Annotated in this window: 1 protein-coding gene; it reads right to left on the bottom strand. The window is 66.3% G+C overall.

Annotated features, from left to right (window positions below; translation table 11 throughout):
* Positions 1 to 46: 46 nt before the first annotated feature.
* Entirely contained in the window at positions 47 to 22,654 is a 22,608-nt protein-coding gene (locus tag OG874_RS21935; RefSeq protein WP_330256986.1) for a helix-turn-helix domain-containing protein, read from the bottom strand.

Raw genomic sequence — 22,654 nt, 5'->3', positions numbered from 1 at the left:
TCCTCTTCGATGGACTACTGATATCGACGTTGCGGGACGATCGGACTCATCGGTCGCGCGACGGGCGGTCCGGATGTTGCGACCACGGCGTGGCCTTGGGTGGCCAGTCCGAGAATGGCGTCGAGCGGGCGAATGGCTCGGGTATCCGAAACCCGCCCTCGGCGACCTCGGCGCGCAGGAGCGCCAGCTTCTCGACGTTCGCCGTCCATATCTCGTCGACGCCCAGCCCGAGCACCGCACGCATCCGACCGGAACCGGCGACGCCCCACACCGCGAGGCGCATTTCCGCCTCGCGGGCCAGCCGCACGAAGTCCTCGGACAGCAGCGGGGGAGGGACGGCGAGACCGGTAGCACCCGTGCGGCGCGCCTCCTCGAGGAGGGTGTCGATACCGTCTGCCCCGGATCGCACCGCGCGAGCCATCCAACCGAGGGCGCCGCGAACACCCGAGGTGGCCGTCGTCAGGGAGTTGATCAACGTCACGCGGTGACAGTCCGGGGCCAGCTCCGCAGCCGCCGTGAGTACCCGCTGATCGAATGCGTGCAGTTCCCCCCGCATACCGTGACCCGCGAACGTGGTGACAACCTCGGCCACTTTCGTCCGGACCTCCTCGTCGGACCAGCGCGGACCGGCATGCACTTCCACCGCCAGCGTCGCATCCTCGAACGCTGCCGACCGGCACACGGCATCGAGGGCAGCCACGTCCTCAGCGCCCCGGCCGACCCGCACGACGATCGCATGCACGCCCAGCGCGAGCGCGTCCGTGCACGCCGAGGGATCCGCGAGCCCGTCTGCCCCGAGTTGCACGGCGATCCGCGGCCCTGCGGCTGGGGAAGGCCGCGCTGCCGTGGCGTCCGGCTCAGCAGGACGCGACCGCCCTGCATCAACCGGATCGGTCGCCGTCTTCTCCGCGGGACCGGGAAGGTCCTGGGGTGACCGGTGATCGCCTGCGAGTGCCGCATCCAATTGCGGCGCGCGGCGATCCCGGACGGGGTCGACCACCCTCGCCCGAATGCGGTGCAGCACGGTCGGGTTATCGACCGAAGGCCGATGCGGTTCCCTGGTCAGCTCATCACCCCGGCCGGCAAGGCACCACGCTGCGGACCGCAACGACTCCGACGGCTGCGCCGCAAAGCCCAGCGCGTAATCCAGGTACTCACCGTGGCCGTCGTAGGGAGCCGACAAGTGTGGAAAACCGCGTTCTGCACGCAGGCGCGTCGCAGTGGTGTCGGTTGCCGGATCGGTCCCGAGACCGAGTGGCCCGTCACCGAGCGACCGGCCCCGCATGCCGGGTGCGTCCGCGCCGAACCCGGTAACCGGGTCGCCGGATAGTGCCAACACCCAGCTGTGCAGGCAACTGGCATCCGAGATGCTGTCGAACCGCCTGCCGCGACCGGGAGAACCAACCAGCACCCGGTGCTCGAATACGCCATCCAGTCGCCCGCCCACGGCCGCGTCGCATACGGTCGAGGTTCCGTATCTGGAGGCGAGCACCGAAAACTTCGCCTTGCTCACCGCGCGGAGGGCCAGGACGTCGCGCGCGAACAGTCTCCCACCGGCCTCCGCCAGTTCGGGCCTGGCAGCCCAGGCATCCTTGTTGTTGGCGGGCGCCTCGTAGCCCATCCAGCACACCACGGCCACCTTGCGGGAGCGGTCCGCGCGCACCAACTCCTCGTACAGATTCCGCGCATTCGCCACCCGACTGGGCGCCGACTGCAGCCGCGTGTTCACACCGTCCACATACCAGACCACATGCTCCGCATCCTCGAGCCGGCAGTTGCCGATGACGATCGTGCCGGATCCGTTACCGCCGAACGTCTCCGGGCCCAACCCCACCGTGGACACGATCGGTGCAGGAATGTCGCGGTGCACCGTCACCGACCGAGTAAGTGCCTCATCGACGGCGTAGAGATTTCTGAAGACCTGGCGTTCGGACCGGCTGGCATTCTTGCTGCCTTTTGCATGAATTGCGGAAGAGGTGGCGAATCGCCAACAGTCATTCGCGTTGTCCGCCGCCTCGGACGGAATACCCGGGGCGTTGCCCAGGATCTTGGGGTGGACCGCCACCACGGCGCGCCGCTCGTCGGACGATAGTCGGTTCCACCACCGCCTATTGTCGACGGCAAGTTGAGCGGCTCTCGTGAAGTCGTCCGGTAGACCTCGGTGCCACAAAGCACTGGGCTCGGTTCCGCGGCCGCCGCGCTTGTCGATCGCGGTCCTCGCGAGCACGTGATCCGCGTCGGTTACCCGCAATGTCGGATTGCCCGAGTTCGGATCATGCGGTAGCACGTCATCGTAGGCGGACTCGGTCCGCTCCCGGCGTAAGTAGTCGGCAAAGCGGACCGGCTCGTTGTTCGAATCATCGTAGGTCACCAGCCGGTCCAATCGACCGGCCAGGATGCGGCCCATATTGTCCAACGAATCCGTCGACGCCTTGACCCGGTCATCGACATACCGCAGGAATTCGTCATCGATGGTCTTGCCGGCTGCGAATGGCGCACGCTCAACCCGCTGCGCGACTGCACGTGCCTGCGTCAACAACGCCACGGTATGGCTCGCACCCCCGGAAGGAAACCGGCACGAGAATTGCACACCGGGCAACTCCATCGACCTGGCGGGACTATTCGTCCGCGCAGCGACCCCGTAATAGACGTCCACGGACGCGGCGACATCCCGCAGCACGTCGCCCATCGTCTCGAGATTCGATTCGCCGCAGACCACTACGGTGCCGACGGTGTGCGTGACCGATTCGTGTGCCAGCGCCTTCTTCGCCGACCGGCCGCCGTCCCCGTGCACGACCAACTGCCGTTCCGGACGGAGCCGGGCGCCGGTAACCACATCGCCGCACAGTGCCGCCATATCCCCGGCCAAGCGGTGACCATCGGTCCCGGACCACACCACCACCCTGACCGACCGTTCCGGGTTCTCTCGTACGGCCACCTCATAGTGGTTGCACGCCAACTGCATTCGCTGATCCAGGCGTCGCAGGTTGCGGTCGGAGCCGTCCACATGCCATGCCTCCGCGACCGGGTCGCCGCTGCCGAACGAGATGATGATCGACCCGCCGCTCGGGTCGTCGGCATCGAACGACTCGAGCAGTACGGTCGGTGCCGGCACACCGGGCGTCTGCACCGCCGCGGCCAAGTGACCCGCCCGGATCAGCAGGTCCTCGACATTCAGCAGATACTCCCGCAACCGCCGCTCGCGCCGGGTGGGCATGGTTGTCGCCGCCGCGTCCTCGAGTGCGGCCCTCGCCTTCGCAAACACCCTGCGGTTGGCCTGATCGCGCACATCGCGCGGGAATCCGCCTGCCTTACCGACGAATTCCGGCCACACCCGCACCAGCGCCTCCAGATCGTCCACGCTCAGCGTCCGCGCGATACGTTCGTTCCGGGCGGCGTGAGCCGCGCATGCCTCGGCGGCTACCGCGTGTTTCGCGGCAGATCGCCGCTGCCACCGGTACACCAGATCCGCCGGCGTCGCCTCGGGCCCCCAATGCGCACGCAACACCCGCTCGGCTCGCTCTTCACTGTCAAGATCTCGATTGCCGTTGCCGTCGGCGTATCGCCCGCGCTCGGAGTCGATGGGTCGCGCGACCACTCCGCGGCCAGTTCGACGGCGAGCCACCGAAGCGAGGGTGTCGCCGCGTCCGGCGGTGATCTGTGCGACGTTGGCCAGCGCTTCGGTGGGCAGCCCGGTCGCCGGGTCGCGGTGCAGATAGCCCTGATGCACGGCCTCGACGCCGGCGAAGTTCGGCGAGTCGGGGAACTCGGCGCCGATTCGTTTGCCGCCGAAGGCCTCGGTGGCGGGATCAATGCCGAGGCCGAGCCGCGGGTTGAAGCGGCTCCACGCGCCGGGCGCGTCCGCTCCGAGCATGGTCACCAGATCGCGCCACGATGCGGCGACATAGACATTGTCCGCGCCGATGCCGAGTTCTGCGGCATGCCCCACCGAGGCGGCTCCCGGCGAGCCCGAGGCGATTGCCGAGCGGACCAAGCCGGCGAACCCGCCGTACCTGCCCGCATAGAACATCGTCACCGAACCGTAGCTGTGCCCGTAGATCCGGATGGCAAGCCGGTCGGGGGCGGCGGTTCCGGCGAGACTTCTGGTGGCGTGGAATGCCGCGATATCGCACAGCAACCGACGGCCGCCGACGCGTGCGCGGCGTCGAAAGGCGGCCTTCGCATAACCGGTGTTCACGGGCCCGGCCGGCGCGTCGTATCCGATCCAGATGATCGACGCCAGCTCGAGCGACGGATCGACCCGCAGCGTCTCCTCATACAGGTTGCGCAGCGGCTTGAACTGGTAGGCCAGCGAGGAGGACGTCGTATTCGTACCGGGCACATGCCAGTTCACCGTGTGCGCGGTGTCCACATTGCCGAGCGCGACGACGACCTTCCCTTTGCCGTCGAAGGCGGTGGGGTCGTAGTACAGGAGGTGCACCGGCGGACTGCCCGGTATCTCCGCGGCCTGTCGGTCCAACTCTTGCAAGTGATTTCGGGTACAGATCAGGTTTCGGAACTGCTTCCTCTCGGCGTCGGTGAGGTTCCGCAACCAGTTGAGGAGTCTCTGGTCCGCTGGCTTACGGGCTATGAACTCGTCAAGATCGCGGCTGATCGACAGCCGGTTGGCGTGGTCGCGGATCGTGGCGGGAAGGCCGTCGGCGTTACCGATCTGGTGTGGGTAGACCTGGATGAGTGCCTGTTGCGAAGTGCTCAACTCACCTGGTTCGGCGGGGTCGCTCAGCGAGTTCCACCACTGGCCGTTCTCGGTCGCACGGCGTTGTGCGGAGGCCGCGAACAGGCGATCTCGTGAACGTTGCAGCATATCCGCGTCGCCGAAGCCGCCCGCATGTAGCGCCTCGTCGGCCAGCCGCTGCTGTTCGTCATCGAAACCGTGATCCACAGGCAACGAGCGCCAGCGGTACGCCGGGGCCACATCCGCCCGCGTGAAGCCGGTGTCGTTGTTGTCGCCCGGCCGCCTCGGCTGGTCGGGCCCGGAGGTCGCTGGATGAGCACCGGCCTGGGTGATGGGGTCGCCGCCACCCGGCTCGTCAGCAGGCGGCCCGTCTTGTTGCAATCGGCCGTCGGGTCGATCCGCAGTCGCCGAGGAGGAACCTCGACGGCTGCCCCTGGACCGTTTGCCTGACTCCGGTGGGTCCTGCCGGTCCATCCACTCCAAGACCGCGTCCAGACAATCGTTCGCCGCATATGTCTGGGCCGCCGCGGAATTCGCGTGCTGCGCTGCGGCAAGACGCTCGCTCTCCACGAGATGTTGTCCGCGCTGGAATCCGCTCTTGTCGAAATCGCTTTCGCCTACGGTGGACATTCCCGCACGGGTCGCGAACCGCGCCGCGACGTGCCGGACGATGTCGACCGCGCGCAAGCGACGCACGGAATCGTCAGGTTCGAAGGTGGCAGGCGACGTCGCCGGTCCGAACCGGTTGACCAGGAGTTGGCGTTCGGCGGCGGTGAGTTGGTCGAGCGCCGTTTGCAGGTCAGCGGGACTCGCCTCGGCCAGCGCTGTGGCCAACAGCGCCATCGACCGGTTGTGTTCGGCCGCAAGGGTGGTCACCCATCGCCGAGCCGCGATGAGCGCCATGCTGCGGATCACCGGTGTACCCGCTCCCGCTCGCAGCTGGCGTAGCGCTCCTCGATGAGCCGAACTGAGCCCTTGGACAGCGGATCCCATCTGCTCGGGGCTCGCCTCGGCAAGCAGTTGTCGCGGATCCGGCTGGTCGGCACTCATCAAGGCGGCGTACATGGCCGCTCGGAACCGGTCGAACTCGGATGTCGTGGACGGCGGGTCGGCAGGACGGCTCGCCGCCACCAGCCGTGCCCGCTCATTTCTGAGCTTGCGGCGGACACTGGTCAGGTTCGCCCGCACATCAAGCACGGAAAGATCGAGTGCCGCCGCTATCTCGCTGTGCGTCATGCCCTGTCGCACCCGAGCGAGAACTTCGGTCTCGCGGGGGGTGAGCGGGATCGGGCCCGGCGTGTGGTCGGCGGGCCGCTCGGGGATCGTGTGCGACGGATGTTCGCGGAGTTGGTGGTCGGGGTGTGGTTCGTCGATCACCTCCCGTGACCAGGGCGTCGTCTGTCCCGGTGTGGGACGCTGTGGGGTCTCGCCGTGTTCGTGTGGTCTGCTGCCGATCAAGCCGCCTTCGCCTGGCTCCGAATCGCTGCTTCGCGCAGGTGGCTGATCCGGCTCCGCCCGCGTCGTGGTCCACGGTGTCAGCGGTGCCGGGTCCTGCTTGCTCGTAGTCACCCCGGAGGATCGACGCTCGTCGAACGCATTGCGCAGTCGCGCAACAGAATCGGTGAGAACCTCGGCCACCCTCGCCGACGGCAACCTCAACTGCACGGCGACGTCGGCCAACGGCACGCCGTCCACCAGATGCAGCATCACCAACCGCTCCGCAGGACCAGAATCAGCCATATCAGCCAACGCAGCACGAACCGCCATCACGAAATCGGTGTCGGAAAACCCGGTAGCAGCAGCCGGATCGGCCAATCCCCGATGCAGCGGCCCTTCCGTACCTCGGACATGCGCATCCAGTTGCACGATCGGCCGAGCCAGAATCTCCCGCGCCAACACGACATCGGCCACTGTCAACCGCACCGCGCGGGCAATCTCGGCATCCTCGACAACCTGACCCGCGGACACCATCCTCCCGATCTGCGCTTCCACCCTGCGCACTATCCACCGGGTGCGATTGTCGAGATCCGGGAACCGGCGCGCGAGGCGATATGTCAGGATCGCTCCGCGACCGCTGGCCCAGGCATGGGCGGCGAACGACGAAGACGGGACGTGGTTGTCGATCGCGCTCAGAATCCCCATCCACGCGGCCTGTACGGCCTCATCGCGGATCTCCGGAGATTCACGACGCGCCAACGCATTCGGAACCCACGCAAATCTGGCGCAGATCTCGTCCCGGATCTCCCGTTCCGCCGATGAACCCACCCGACTGACGACATATCGATTGAACAGAGCCTCTTCATCTCGATCGCCGGACCGCTCGAAGCGATCCGAATAGAATCGCTCGACGGCCTCCAGCAACACATCACCACCGACAGCCAACGCACCACATAGCTGCCGTAACTTCCCCAGCCGCAGGAGAAACTGTTGGTTCTCGATGCTGGAAATGGAGCCCTTAGGCATCCGCGACCGCCGCGCGAGCTCGACCCCCGACATACCTTGGTCATTGCGCAGAGCCGCAATCCAACGACCCGGCGAATCATGCGAAGCAGGATCGATATCGACATTGATATCCGGGTAGAAATGACGAGCTGCAGCCCGCCGCAGTTCGTCCCCGACCCCCAGGGCGTCGCAGATCCGCCGGAATACCGCGATCCCCACGGATTTTCCGCTTTCGACATTCGAAAGATGACCCACGCTGGACCCAGTCGCTTTCACGACCTCTTCCTGCGTCAGATCCCGGTCGTGCCGCAACGCCACGAACCAACTACCGGGCGACCCGGGATCGTACGCGGTCGGGTCGAGATCCAGCTCGAGATCCGGATAGAAATGACCAGTGGCCACCTCGAGAACTTCCGGCGCCACTCGCAGGGCCCGGCACATCCGCCGGAAGACAAGCGGCCTCGGAATGTACTCGCCGCTCTCGATTTTGCTGACATATGCTCCTGATATGCCCGCGGCCCGTGCCAGCTCGGTCTGGAACATGTCCCGGTCATGGCGCAGCGCCGCAATCCAGCTACCACGCGAGCCAGGATCGTAGGCGGACGGATCGAGATCGAACTCGACATCCGGATAGAACTTGCGGGCGGCCTCAGCCAGCTCTTGCTGCCCTACACCCAGAACGCGGGCAATCCGCAAGAACAGTCCAGGCCGCGGATGCTCCCCGCGCTCGATATCACCGATGGACGTCGGGTCCACACCGACCGCGCGTGCCAGGCCCGACTTGTTCATGCCCTTGGTGTTACGACGAGCGGCGATCCAGCGACCCGGCGAATCATGGGCTGCCACATCGGTTTCCAGCTCGACATCCGGATAGAACCGTCGCACAGCCTCGGTCAGCACCTCGCCTGCGAGCTCGAGTGCTCGGCAGATCCGCTGAAAGGTGCCGAGCGGCGGCTTCCGCTTCCCGGTCTCGAAACCGGACAGTGCGCTTTTCGTCAGGCCCACCGCTTGCGCGAGCTGTTCCCGCGTCATCGCCCGCTCGAGTCGCAGTGCTTTGATCCAAGCACCCCACTCGCCGTTCGACTGCGAATCGTTCTCATGTGGCCTGCTGCCGATCAGTCCACCCGAACCATTCGAATCCGGATCCCCATGCGCGGGGAGATCGACCTCGAGATCCGGTGTGACCCGCGGCGGACGCCCCGTGGTCACGTACTCGTGGATCGCCCACTGCGGCGTCCCGACTGCCGCGCCGTGGATGTCCGCCTCGGCGAACCCGACTGCGAGCGCCTCTACGTCGTTGAGTACGGCCTTGGTTTCATTTCCGAAGGCGTACTCCGGCAGTCGAGCGAACCAGGTCCACCAGTGCTCGTCGATCAGGCCGAGCCTCGACAGCTCTGAATGGGTCTGCGACAGCACTTGTTGCAGATTCTTCGACAGCCCCTCCACGGCATCGATCGCATGCACGAACTGGTGCACGGCGTCGTAATGAAATGGCCTGTCGCCGACCGGATTCAAGCCGAATTCGAGAAACCGGATTCCGCGTCTGACAGCCTGTGCCGACCTGGCCGCATCGCGCAGGCTGAACTGCATAGTCGGGGTCCGGCCTGGACCGTAATGCGTTCTGGCGCTGGTGGTCTCCGAATCCGTGTAGTCGATCCGCAGCTCGCGGATGTTGGTCCGGTCCGGGAACCTGGTGAACATCTCAGCCAACCCACCGAGAATCTCCTCGACAACATGAGCAGGCACATCCGGATGATCGAACCCGACCATCGCCACATGCGGATACTTCAGGTTGAATGTCTCGACCAACCGCGCCTTGGCCCGCGCCTGCGCATCGAGCCCCGCGCGATGCGCTATCTCACCCGAGGTAAGCACGGCATGCTGCTCGACCTGCGCCAACGCCGCCATATACCTACCGTGGATATCGAGTAGTACCTCTCGATGTTCCTCGAGCATCGGAAAATTCGAGATCCACGCTTCGAGGTAGGCCACCGCTTCCCGAATGGCCGCGACATCCCACGTCGGCATAGCGTGGTCCAGCCATACCTCACGGCCGTCGACACGCCACACGAACGACGACGCGAACACACCGCCGGGCGTCGCGTCGACGTCGGATCGGGAACGTCCGCCCATCACCGCGTTGTCGGCCACACTCCACTCGCGCGCCGTCCGGTGAGTCCTGGTCACCGCATCGAACAAGCCGAGCATGGTGGCCGAGGGCGAGCCCAGAACCTCCGGGTCCACAACATCGACACTGTCTCCCGGCTGCCCAGGGGTGAGCTCCCGATAGATGCGGTCATCCTCCAGGTGCAGCATCGCGTGGGCGACCGGAGCACCCACGATGGCGGCGACCTCGGTCTGCAACACCTGCACAAGTGCGTCTATCGGATCGACGTAGGTCTCCATGAACACCCGCAGACCATTGTCGAACGTCACCTCCTCGACCTTCACCCCCGGCGCCTCCTCTGCCACGAAGCGTTCGGCGATACCGGAATCCAGGCCGGCCTGCACCAGTTCCTCGAAACCGGGACCAGCGAATGCCCGCTCACCAGGCGAATCCTCGAACGGCCTGCTTCCGATCAGCCCACGCGGACCACCCTCGTCCGCCGCCGTTCGGTTGCCGATGCGGCCGCCCGGTTTCGGGCTGCCCTCGCCCGGCTCCGAATCGCTGCTTCGCGCAGGTGGCTGATCCGGCTCCGCCCTCGTCGTGGTCCGCCGTGTCAGCGGTGCCGGGCCCTGTTTGCTCGTCGTCACCCCGGAGGGTCGATGCTCATCGAATGCATTGCGCAGCCGCGCAACACAATCGGCGAGGACCACCGCTGCGTCCGCGGCTTGCAACTCCAGTCGTTCGGCAGCATCGGCCAAGGGCATGCCCTCCATCAGATGCATCATCACCAACCGCTCCGCGACGCCGGGATCAGACATATCAGCCAACGCCGCACGAACCGCCACCGCGAAATCAGCATGGGAAAACCCAGCGGAAGCAGCCGGATCAGTTAATTCCCGAGTCCAGGACCCATCCTTGCCCGTGATCGGCGCATCCAGCTGTACGGTGGGCCGAGCCAGAATCTCGCGCACCAACACGACATCGGCCACAGTAATACTCGCCGCGCGCGCAATCTCTCTATCGTCGAGAACTTCACCCGCGGAAACCATCCGGCCGATGTGCGCTCGCACCGCGATGACTTTCCGCAAGGTGCGACTGTCGATATCCGGCAGCTGACGCGCGAGCCGGTATTTGCGGACCGCAGCGCAACCGCTGGCCCAGGCGTGGGCGGTAAACGACGATGAGGGGACGTGGTTATCGATCGCACCCAAAATCCCCATCCATGCATCCTGTACCGTCTCGTCTCGCAAATTCGGGGCCACATAACGCGCCACCGCATCTGGAATCCACCCGATGATGTCGCAGATCTCACCCCGAATCGCACGTTCTTCCGGTGAACCAATCCCACTGACGACGTACCGTTTGAACAGCTCTTCTTCGTCTCGGTTGCCCGACCGCGGGTAGGAACCCGCATAGAATCGATCGAGTGCCTCCAGCAACAACTCGTCGCCGACACCCAATGCCCGGCACAGTTGCCGAAATGTCTTCCACCGCGGAAGACGCGCGCCTTTTTCGAGGGCAGAAATCGAACTACCAGCCACTCGTGACCGCCGCGTGAGCTCGGCCACCGACATACCTCTGCTGTGGCGCACGGCCGCAATCCAACGGCCCGGCGATTCATACGACGCGACATCGACGTCCACACCGGGATCGGGATCGGGATAGAAACGGCGAATCGCCGCTTCGAGGACTTCCGGCACAACCCCCAGGGCCAAGCAAATCCGCTGGAAGAGTGCCCGGGTCGGATACACCCCGCCAACGATTTTGCTGAGATATTCTGCCGATACGCCCGCAGTCAGTGCCAGGTCGACCTGGGACATATCCCGGTCATCGAGCAACGCCGCAATCCAGCGACCGGGCGCTGCCGGGTCGTGCGCGGCAGGATCGAGATCGAACTCGACATCCGGGTAGAACTTGCGAGCCGCCTCCGCCAGCGATTCGGGCCCTACCTCCAAAACACGCGCGAACCGCAGGAATAGTCCAGGCCGCGGACGTTCCCCCCGGTCGAAATCCTCGATCCGCGACCTGCCCATACCGACCGCACCCGCGAAGGCCACCGTGGTCATGCCCTTGCTGTTACGAAGAGCGACTACCCAGCCACCCACCGAATCATGGGCAGCGACAGCGGTTTCCAGCTCGACATCCGGATAGAACCGCCGGACGGCCTCGGTCAACGCCTCTTCTGTGAGCCCGAGTGCTCGGCAAATCTTCTGAAAGGTGCCGATCCGCGGCCTCCGCGTCCCGATCTCGATACCGGACAGTGCGCTGATCGTCACGCCCAGCGCTTGCGCGAGCTGTTTCTGCGTCATCCCCCGCTCTAGCCGCAGTGCTTTGATCCACGCGCCGGGCGCGACGTCGTGCTGCGTATCGGCCTGCTCACGTGGCCTACTGCCGATCAGCCCACCTTGACCTCCACGCTCGTCGAACGCATTGCGCAGCCGTGCAACACAATCGGCGAGAACCTGGGCCGCGTCCGCGGCCGGTAACCCCAGTTGCTCGGCAGCACCGACTAAGGGCGTGCCCTCCACCAGATGCAGCATCATCAACTGCTCCGCAATACCGGCATCCGGCATATCAGCCAGCGCAGCGCGAACCGTCACCGCGAAATCGGTATCGGGAAACCCTGTGGAGGCAGCCGAATCGCCCAATTCCCGATTCCCGGACCTGTCCCGACCCGTAATCGGCGCATCCGGTTGCAGGGTAGGCCGACTCAGAATTTCTCGCGCCAGCATGACATCGGCCACTGTCGATCCCATGGCGCGCGCGATCTCCGCATCGTCTAGAACCTCGCCCGCGGTAGCCATCCTCCCGATCCGCACGCTTACCGCGATAATCTTGTTCAGGGTGCGATTGTCGAGATCTGGTAACTCGCGTGCGACGCGGTATCGCAGAATTGCTCTGCTTCCGTTGGTCCAGGCATGGGGGACGAACGATGCAGAGGGGACGTGGTTGTCGATCGCGCTCAGAATCCCGGCCCATGCGGCCCGTACAGCGTCACCCCTGATTTCTGGAGGCACACGCCGCGCCAATGCATTCGGAACCCACGCAAATCTGGCGCAGATCTCGTTCCTGATATTTCGTTCTTCCGGTGAATGCACCCGACTGACGACATACTGCGCGAACAGCTCTTCTTCATCGCGGTAGCCGGACCGCTCCTGGCCGTCCGCATAGAACGCATCGATCGCTTTCAGCAACACAGCACCATCAACGCTCAGGACACTGCATATTTCTCGCAATTCCACCAGCGGTGCAAGATGTCCGTGGTTTTCGATGTCGACAATAGAGTGTTCGGGCATTTGCGCCCGGCGTGCAAGCTCTTCCACCGACATGCCTTGGCGATGGCGGCGGGCCGCAATCCAACGACCCAGCGACTCGTAAGAAGCGGGATTGCGATTGACCGAAGCACGACGATCTGTATCCGAATAGAAACGGCGAGCGGCGGCTTGTAGCAGCTCGTCATCGACCCCCAGTGCATCGCAGATCCGCCGGAATAACGCATGGCTCGGCCTATCTCCGGATTCGATTGCTGAGAGCCGACTCGAGCCCAGTTCTGTTGCCTCCGCAAGTTCGACGCGAACCAGATCCACGTGGTGCCGCAATGCCACGATCCATGTACCGGGGTTCCAGCGAGTGTGTGCCAGCGGATCGAGATCGAGGATGAGATCCGAATAGAAACGACCGGTGGCCGCCTCGCCAACCTCCGGCGCCACCTCCAACGCTCGCCAGATCCGCCGGAAAATAATCGAATCCGGACGGGTCCCGCCCTCGATTCCGGTCATAACTCCTGCGGTCACACCGACGGTCCGCGCCAGCTCAACCAGGCCTACCCCGCGGTCGACGCAGAGCGCCGTCAACCAACTACCAGGCAACCCGGGATCATGCGCCGCCGGATCGAGATCGAACTCGAGGTCCGAATAGAAGGTACGGGCAGCCGCCGCGAACTCTTGCCGCCCCACCCCCAGGACATCATCAATTCGTAACAAGAGACCCAGCGATGGACGGTCTCCGTTCTCGATCCTTTCGATCTGTCTCGGCGACACGTGCACCGCGCTGGCGAGGTCCGCCTCGGTCATGCCCTTGTTGTTGCGCAGCGCGACCACCCAGTCGGCCAGCGAATCGTGTTCGGCCGCATCGGAATGCAGATTCATATCCGAATAGAACTGTCGAACGGCCTCGGTCGACGCCGCCCCCTCGAGCCCGAGCGCTCGGCAGATCCGCAGGAACGCCCCCGACGGGGGGCGCCGATTCTTCGTCTCTACCTCGGTCAGATACAATCCGGACAATCCGGTCACCTGGGCGAGTTCGGCACGGCTCATACCCCGAACGTTGCGTCGGTTGGTGATCCACCTGCCGAGATCGTGTGCTGCCGGTTCCGGATCGAGATCGATGTCGGAATAGAACTGGCGGTTGGCAGCGTGCAGAAGTTCGTCGCCGACCCCCAGCACATCGCAGATTTGCCGGAATGCCGCGTACTTCGGCCGGTAGATGTTGGTCTCGATGTCGTAGAGGTCACCCCAGCCGGGCCCGATCGCCGTCTGGAGTTCGGTCCGAGTCAGATCTAGGTCGTGCCGCAACGCTACGAACCAACCGCCCGGCGTCCAGCGATCGTGCGCGGCCGGATCGAGATCGAGAACTAGATCCGGATAGAAATGCCCAGTAGCCGCCTCGAGAACGTCAGGCGTCACCCCCAACGCACGACAGATCCGCCGGAAAATAATCGAATCCGGACGGGTCCCGCGCTCGATTCCGGTGATATCCGCTGTCGGGACATTCGCGCGCGGTGCCAGCTCGTCCAGGCTCGCACCCTGTGCGAAGCAGAGCGCCATCACCCAGCTCCCCGGCGACCCAGGATCATGCGCAACCGGATCGTGGTCGCGCTCACGGTCCGAATAGAACTGTCGAACGGCCTCGGACAAGGCCGCACCCTCGAGCCCGAGCGCTCGGCAGATCCGCTGAAAGATGCCCAGCGTCGGCTCCCGCTTCCCGGTCTCGATGCCGGAAAGCACGCGCATCGCCACGCCCGTCGCTTGCGCGAGCTGTACCTGCGTCATCTCCAGCTCGAGTCGCCGGGCTTTGAGCCAGGCGCCCCGCTGCGAATCGGGCTCCTCGAACGGCCTGCTGCCAATCAGACCACTGCTCGGGTCCGGTCGACCATCGCGCGATGGAGTCGTCTCGCCGAATTCGGCGAGTAGACCATGAACCGCGGTCGTCACCATCGGTGCGAAGTCGGGGAGGGCCGCGATCGGGTCGGGGTCGACGTCGGCGGAGCCCAGGAGTGCGTTATCGGCGCTGCGGCCGGAGACGATCCGATCGGTGACGACTCCCTGGACGGCGGCGGCGAGGAACCGGGCGGTGTGGTCGTCGATCTCATAGACAGCTGCGGCGAGGTGGTCGGCCAGCATCATCCGGTGCCGGTCGTGCAGTGGGCCGTGCGCCTGGTACTGCCTGGTGCGCTGCCGGTAGCGCTCGTACGCCGATCCCGATCCGCCTTCGGTCGGCCGCGCTCCGATCAGGCCATCTGGGAAATCCTCGCCGCGTACACCCGCCGATTCGCCGTCGACCAGCGGGCGCTCGGGGCCGTCGGGTCCGAGGACGATCCCGAATCCCTTGTCCCACTTGCCCACCCATCCGGACGGGTCGAACGGCGGCCAGTCGCGGGTGCGGGCGGCTCGGGCCGTGGCACCCGGTTCGACGCTGTGTGGATTGACTTGGTTCAGGTCGATCTGCACAATGCGGTCGTCGCCATCGTTGCGGACCATCACCAGATCCACGCCGCTGCTGTAGTCACGAGCCGGGTTCTCAACGGCCAGCAGGGCGAACGTACCCGGTCTGCCAGCCAGATGCGTCGCCGCGTCTTCGGGCCTGCGGAATACCGCCGACCAGTCGGCGCCCACCCTGGCCGCGAATTCTTCGCCGGGCGTACCGAAAGGGAAATCAGGACCCGCCGTTGCCCCGACGACGTGAACCGGGTGGTCCGGCATCAGATGTTCTACCAGCCACAGCATTTCGGACACGGTGTCGCGGCGGTCGCCTTCCAGAAGACGGACCAGAGCACTTCCTTCCGTGGCGGAATCGGCCACCCTGTCCTGGTAGAACGCCCGCGTGGCGGTGATGTCGGTCAGGTCTGCCCGCCTTCGATGCTCGGCGTCCGAGTCGGTTTCGCTGGACACGAAGATCACGACGGCCCGGCGGTGCCTCGGTCCGAACTGTCGGTCCGAGGACAACTCGTCGACGACCCGATCAACATCGGCGCCGAGCAGATCGGCGGTGCCCGAATCGACGATGTGCCGATCGGTGATGTCGTCGACGTCCGGCACCAGATCCGGGTCTCCCACGGTGAACACCAGGTATCCGGTGTCCGGGTCGAATGCCCACAGATACACCTCGGGTTGCCCAGACATTCGGCCGGCGCGCTCGTCGGCACGGGCCAGCACGGCGCCGATGGTCTCGAGGTAGGCCAGTCGTCGCCGTGCGGCCTCGTCCAGGTTCTCCCTGCTGTCGCGCAGCCGCGCCACCTCCTGGGCGAGCCGGTAGCGGCAGGCGCGGTTGCGCCACCGCGCCGGGATTCCCGGCAGCTGCGAGGTCAGGTCGTGCCGTTGTCGCACGAGTGCCGCCCGCTGCGGCCAATCCGTGCGGAGATACGCCGCGGACGAGGTGTCACGGTTTGCCCCGTCGGTGATCACCGATTGGAACTCGCTGCGGACCTGCTCGTCCCTGCGACTCCGCGCCAGGTCCTGATCGTCGGGCGTTGCGCGCTTCGCGTTGATGTGGACGGTCCCCAGGTCCGCTGACCACACCCGGGTGTTGCTGGAATCATCTTGTTCGACAACGGGTTTCAGTTTCCGGAGAGCGTAACCGGCGCTGCGGAGTTCAGCACGCAGCTCGAGGTTGTGCAGCATCATGTCGGTCACGGCGTCGTCGTGCAGGCCGTCTTCGGCGATGACCACGATGGTGTGTCCGGGCAGCAGGACGGTGTTCGGTGTCACCTGCCGCGCGCCGGGATTGCGGCGCACCACGTCGGCGGCGACCGTGGCGACGGCGGAGTGGTCGCGGGCGTCCTGTTCGGCCCACCATTGCGCCACCCACTCGGCCAACCGCTCGACCTTCGCGATCTGTGTCTCGACCTGCGACCCGTCGGCGGGCACCTCGGTAGCGCCCGGACGGAACGCTGTGCGGGATAACTCCGCGCTTTCCAGCGCAGCCTCGTGCAGGCGGGCGATCTCGGACGACCAGCCCGCTCGATCCAACACCTCCGGAAGGCTGACCCCCATGAGGCGTCCCAGAGCGCGGCAGCGCATCTCCCTCGAGCGGCTCGGCCGCACGAACGTCACCAGGGCTGTGTTGTAGTTGCCGGGGTCGCCAGCCGTGTGGTCGATGACGACCTCGGTGAATCCTCTTCGGCACGCCATCTTTCCGGTGAACGTGGCGCGCGCCGCGTCCTCGGGCGACAGTTTTTCCCGGATGCCCGCGTTGAACGTGTGGAGATTGTCACCGAGCATCTTGTTGTTCTGGACCCAGACACCCCCGATTCCGTGGACGATGTCGCCGACCGCGTCCCACCCGTCGGCGAACATCACGCCACCACGCGGCGTGCCCTGGGCGGCCACGATGATGCTGCGCATGATTCCGCCCCGGTTGACCTCGCTCGATATGCCGACGTAGGCCCCCGTGTCGTTGACGCCCTCGACAGCTTCGTAGGAATTCCGGTACTTGCCGACCGGCGCGCACTCGACCATCCATTCGAGCAGCTGACGCATGGTGCGCTCGTACCAGATCCCGAAACCTTGGTGCTCGAACTCGGCAGTGAGTTCGCTGAACCGATTCCACAGGGGCAGGAAATCGGCGAACGGCTCGTCGGAGTCAAGACGGAGTGCGACGTCGCCGACCGTCGAGAAGTGCCTGGCAAGCGGACCCAGCTGGGACGCCAACCAGCGGAAATCGGGGCTATTTCCCTGCGCTGCCCACCTTCGCGCATCGGCGGTGACCAGCTTCGGGATCGCCGCTGCGAACTCGCGCCACGGTCCCTCGGGGTCTCCCGGAGCATCCCCTGTTGGCTTGCTGTCGGCGGTGCCCTCGTGCGGACGGCTGCCGATCCGATCACCGGGTGCGTCGCCGGTGTCGGCCTTCATACTTTGCGCGAGTGCCCGATCGGCGGTCTCTGGTTCCTGTCCGGTTTCGGGCTCGGCCGGGGAGTCGTGCGGGCGGTGGCCGGTGCGGGCGGGTTCGGCCGACCGGTAAATGTCCGCCTTGTCGGGTATATCCGCATCGGTCCTCGACGGTAGATCAGGTGTGCCGTCGACATTCACCGACCAGTCCAGCTGTATCGAGTTGATTTCCCGCACCGTCTCCGCGTCGACCTCGACGGTTTCGGCGGCGAGTACGTCACGGTGGGACCTGGCGATGAGGTTGCCGTCGCGATCGAAATCGATGGTCTCGAAGAGGCGCTTGTCGGTGGGTACGTTTTTGATGAATTTTCGCTGCTTTTGTCGCCAGGTTTCGAACGGGACGGCCTTGTTCAGCAGCGTGCGACGGTTCTGGAGGTCTTTCGGGCCATAGTCGGTGTCGGTTCCACCGTCTCGATCGGCTGCCAGGTCCACCACGACCAATTTCGGCGGCTCACCCGGCTCACTGTCGTTGACCAGCAGCACCATGTGGTTGTCGGCGTCGTTCCTGCCGTTGGCGGCCGTTCCGCGCTGCTTCTCCGTGTTCTTGCATTTGTAGACCAGGACCGCGATGCCGCCCGGCCGAGTTTTCAGCGATTCGGCCACGTCGTCCAGCGATCCGGCGTTCTCGAGTGGCGCGCCGAACACGTCCGCGACGACGGCGCGGCTGTGACCGGCCATGGCGGTGGCGGGCATCTCGATGCGGCGTCCGGTCAATACCCGCATGCCGGTCACGGCGTTGTTGACGCAGCTGTTGGGGCTTCGGCGGTGGATTGCGACGGCCAGGTCGAGCAGGGCCGCGGTGGCCAGGTAGTGCGATGCCGCCGCGATCACGTCCTCGGCTTCCGGGCTCACCGATACCGGGTGCACGGAGTTCGGTCCGGCTTCGTCGCCGAGTGCATCGTCGCGGGCGGCCGGTGTGTGGGCACCCTCGGCAGGCATTTGGTGGTCGACCACCTCGCCCAGGATGTCGCGGGCGATGGCGGGGGTGATGCTGGAGAGGGGATAACCCAGTGCTTGCGCGAGGTTGTTTGTGGCGTCGGTCAGAGCGGGGTCGAGCTTGCGCATGCCTTCGGCACCGTCGATATCCCCGGTGTCAAAGCCGAGTTCGCGGGCCAACTGGTCTCGCTTCGGCACCAGCTGGTCCATCGCCTGCTCGTCGTCGAGCCACGCGTACTGCGCGACCGTCGCGGGTGCGGTCGCCTCGACCTGCTGCCGCAATGCCGCCACCGCGGCGGGCGGCAGCCCGGTCTGTTCGAGCAGTCTGCCCAGTGGGTCTTCGACGCCGTCCTGTTCGAGCGCGGCGGCATTCCCGGCGACGGCCGCGGCGGGGATCCCCAGCAGCCCGGCCAGGCGTGCGGCCCCGTCCTCCGTCCGGTCCGGCTGTCCGATGTCCGCGACGCCTGGCTGTCCGATGTCCGCGATGCCTGGCCCGGTCTCTGAGAAGCCTTGGTAGCGCCCTGTTTCGGCGGCGGCGCGAACGGCGGCCGGATCGTTGGTGATGTACGCGTGGTGGCGGATGAAGTCGGCGGTGGCGTGGCGCAGAGCGCGCTGTTGCAGTTCCGGCACCAGCGAGCTGAGGTTGTCGCTGGCCTCGACGAGGTTGTTGTGGTTTTCGGGGGTGGGGTCGGTGCGGTGAGCGTCGGCGGCCTGGTCGTAGCGGACCGCCGCCTGGCGTACCCCCTGCAGGTGCATGGCCTTGCGGATCAACGCGTCCTGCGGCGCCATCAGTGCCTGCGCGGAGCCGCGATCCCCGTTGCGGGCGGTGCGGTTCTTGCCCTGCTCATAGATGTAGGACTGCTCGGGGACTTCGGTCATCCACACGAACATGCCGCCCTTGGCCTGCACCGCCTCCGACACCGCGATGTCGACACCGCGCTGGCCCTGCCGGTTGATCACCAGGATCTTGCCCTGCTCACCGGCGGTATCGAAGACCTGCTGCAATTCGGTTTCCCACTCGGCCCCCCAGCTGGCGATCCGATCGGCGTCGACCGCCTCGATCGCCTCTCGGGGCACGCCTTGGCGCACCAACGCCTGCACCTGTCTCTCGACGAGGTCGTTGCGATGACACAGGATCTCCTGGGCCCTGCCCCTACCCCCTTGCCACACGCGGTGCGCACCTTCGGCGATAGCGCCCAGCTTGGCGCGGGTATTCGCCGCCACATCGGGGGCGCCCTCCATCAGCCGCTGCTCCTGAGACCGGTCGACTTGGTGTGCTTCCTTCAGGCCATAGATCTTGTCCAGCACGGGATTCAGATCCGCCAGGGTGCCCGACGCACCGGTGACCTCATCGAAGAACCGGCCGCCCTGGCGGTAGATCTCGACGGCGGTGATGCTCTTGGTGTCCTCGGCGTCGGCGCGCACCACGATCTGGTGCTGTTCGGCGCTCATCCCGCGGGCCTCGGCAGCCCGGATCTCCTTGGCCTCCACGGCCTGGGCCAGGCTCGCCTTGCCCGTCTCGGCGCTCCACCGTGACTCGCTCGACGTCTGCGGGTTGCGTTGCAGACCGTGTTCGCTCTGATCGACGATGACGACCTTGCCCGCGTCCATCACATAATGGGTTTTGGCGCGACAGCTGAACTCGGCGGCGGCGGCCATCTCGAGCCGCGACGACCCCATCCCTTCCAGCCACTGCTCGCCGCCCGGCAGCGCCTCGACCTTCGCCCGTCCGGTCGGCGTCAGCTGTGCCTGCCCGTCGTACCAGTACTCGACCTCGGGAGTTCCGTCCGGATGCAGGCCGACTTCGTCGACGATCCGCGTGAGACCGAAGTCCGCATGCGACAACGCGCCCTTCGCCAGCGCGTCGGCGAGGAAATCGTGCGCGGCGAACACCTCGCTTGCCGTCGCCTCGTGCGCGGCCTCCTCCACCCCTTCCGACCGGAGAAACTGCCTCTCACCACGGTCGATGATCCCGTCCATCTCATCGATCAACGCGTGGCGCGGCGGCTGGTGACCGGCGTTGCACAGATGCCCGACCGTTTCGCCGGTGGCCACCACGATCGCTGGCCGACCCTCGGTGACCGGCCCGAAACCCTGCTGCTGGTCGGCCCGGATCACGTCGATCCCGTAGTCGGTCAACAGCTTTCGATACCTGGTGAATTCCCGGTGGGCCAGCCCGTCGGTCGTCGTCACCAGCAGACACTCACCGTGCCGCACCGCCCGCTGCATCGCGGCCGCCATGAACATCAGCGACTTGCCCTCGCCCGGCTTCATCTCCACCGGACGCTTGTTCAGCGCGTACATCCCCTCCGCTTGCTCGGTCCGCAACACCATCCCCCCTGGCATGGCGTCGCTGATCGTGCCGCGCCGGATGATCTCCGCCGTCGCGAGCATCGACGCCCGCGGGTCGGTGTCGTCGAACAACCCAGCCTTCAACACCTCGTCCGAGAGGTTGTACAGCCGCAGTTGCTCGGGGACCTGATCACCGGAACTGGCGTGGAAATCGGTCAGCAAATCGACCGCCTGATCACGAGCGCTCGGCGGACCGGAAGTATCGCCGGACTCCGCGGTCGCGTCTGCTTGCATCGGGTCGCTGGTGGCGTGCGCCGGGTTGCCGGACTCCGCCACAGGATCGTGCCCCGCATTGCCCGGCAGCCGGTGTTCATCGGCGGCAGGCGTTTCGGGCCCGTCGCCGGTATCCGCGGCCGGGCGAGCATCGGCCGGAGTCTTATGAGTTTCGGCGGAATTCTGATCGCCGTGCTCGTGATTCCCCGGCGCTCGATGTTCCCCGGCGGCAGGCGTATCCGGCCCGGTACCGGGCCGACCGCCCAGGGCGCTGGCCGGAACCTTCGGCGTAGCGGACGTTTCCCCACTGGCGGTGACCGGACGTGCCGCTGTCGTATTCGCGCGGGCCGGGGATTCGCCCGGCTGCGGACGCTCCACCGGCGCACCGGTTTCCGCGCGGCCCGCCGGTCCGGCAGCGGAGTCGGTTCTCGCCGCCGCGCGGCCGGTCGCCTCGCTGGGTGGCGTCAAGTCAGTGCGTGACGGCGAGTCTGTGCGCGGGGTGGAGCCCGATGCCGCGGGCGGGCGCGATTCGCCGGAAATGACCGGCGCGGTGTTCTCGTGCGCTCCGGCTGCGGGTACCTCCACCCGCCCGTTCCCGGCGGCCGCCGTATCCGCAGCCGCCGCCCAAGCACTCTTCGCAGCCTCCCACGCCTGCTTGGATGCCGCGGACACCTCGACCGGTGGGAGTGCCGGTGACTCGCCGCGTACGGCTGCGGGCAGGTCGGGCCGGGTGAAAGCCCCACCGCCGTCGATCACTGAACCCGATCCCGGGTGAGCTGGGGCGTGCGCGTGCACGACCCCAGCGAAACCGCCGTTGAGCAACGGTGCCAGCACCTGATCGAAATGCTGCGGCCAACCGGTCACCAACGTCGCCGCACCCAAACCCGCTGCCGCGCCCGCAGTGCCGTGCACCAACCCGAGCGCCAATCGGCTGCCCTCGATCCGGGGAATCACCTTCGCCGCGACCCGGCCCGCGACCGTGCCGCCCAACGCACCACCCGCACCCGCCAAGGCCGCGACTTTGATCGATGTCGGATCGATACCCGTCGGATTCGCACCGTCCGGTCCGATCACACGGGGGGTTCGATCCCCGGACACGACCTGCAGCGCCTGCACGCCCGCGTCGACACTCACCGGCAGGGCCGCGGCCCGACCCAGCGTGATAGGCAACCGGAGCGATCCCAGCGCCGACCGCCGGATGGCCGTCCGTGTCGCGCCCTCCTTGAATGCCTGCTCCAGGCCCGCACGCATCACCGCGACCCGGCCGCGACCCTCGACCAGCATCGACTCCACCACCGGCACCGCCGCCATTTCCCCGGCCGGACCGGCCGCGGCGGCACCGGACAGCACTCCGAAGATCCGCCACGCCAACTCGATCCCGAAGACGAACATCACGCACAGCGTCTTCTCGGCATCGCCGGCAGCCGCCTGCGCCTGATCGGCCAGGGCAAGCGCGTCGTCACCGAGACGGGCCGCCCCATCCCGGTCCACACGCAACGTCTCGCGCAGCCGGTCGCCGAGAACACCCACCGAATTCTCTTGCGCCAGTAGATCGTTCGCGTCCTCCGAATGGTGGCTCAGCTCAGCTGCCTTCGCCCGGAACTCCGCGGCCATCTGACGCATCCCGGAAATATCGGCGCGCGGCAGCTCTCCGCCGAACACCACCATCTCGATGGGACGCCGTACCGCGGTAGGCAGGCCCTCGAACGAGTTCCGCAGTTCCACGACCGGGTTCAGCGACAT

This window comes from Nocardia sp. NBC_00565 (genome assembly GCF_036345915.1).
GTDB lineage: Bacteria > Actinomycetota > Actinomycetes > Mycobacteriales > Mycobacteriaceae > Nocardia.
This window is presented reverse-complemented; position numbering and strand designations above follow the sequence as displayed.

What these genes read in the sequence shown, in the direction of transcription:
- OG874_RS21935 (WP_330256986.1), bottom strand. Translation starts at nt 22,654, where the DNA reads ATGTCGCTGAACCCGGTCGTGGAACTGCGGAACTCGTTCGAGGGCCTG.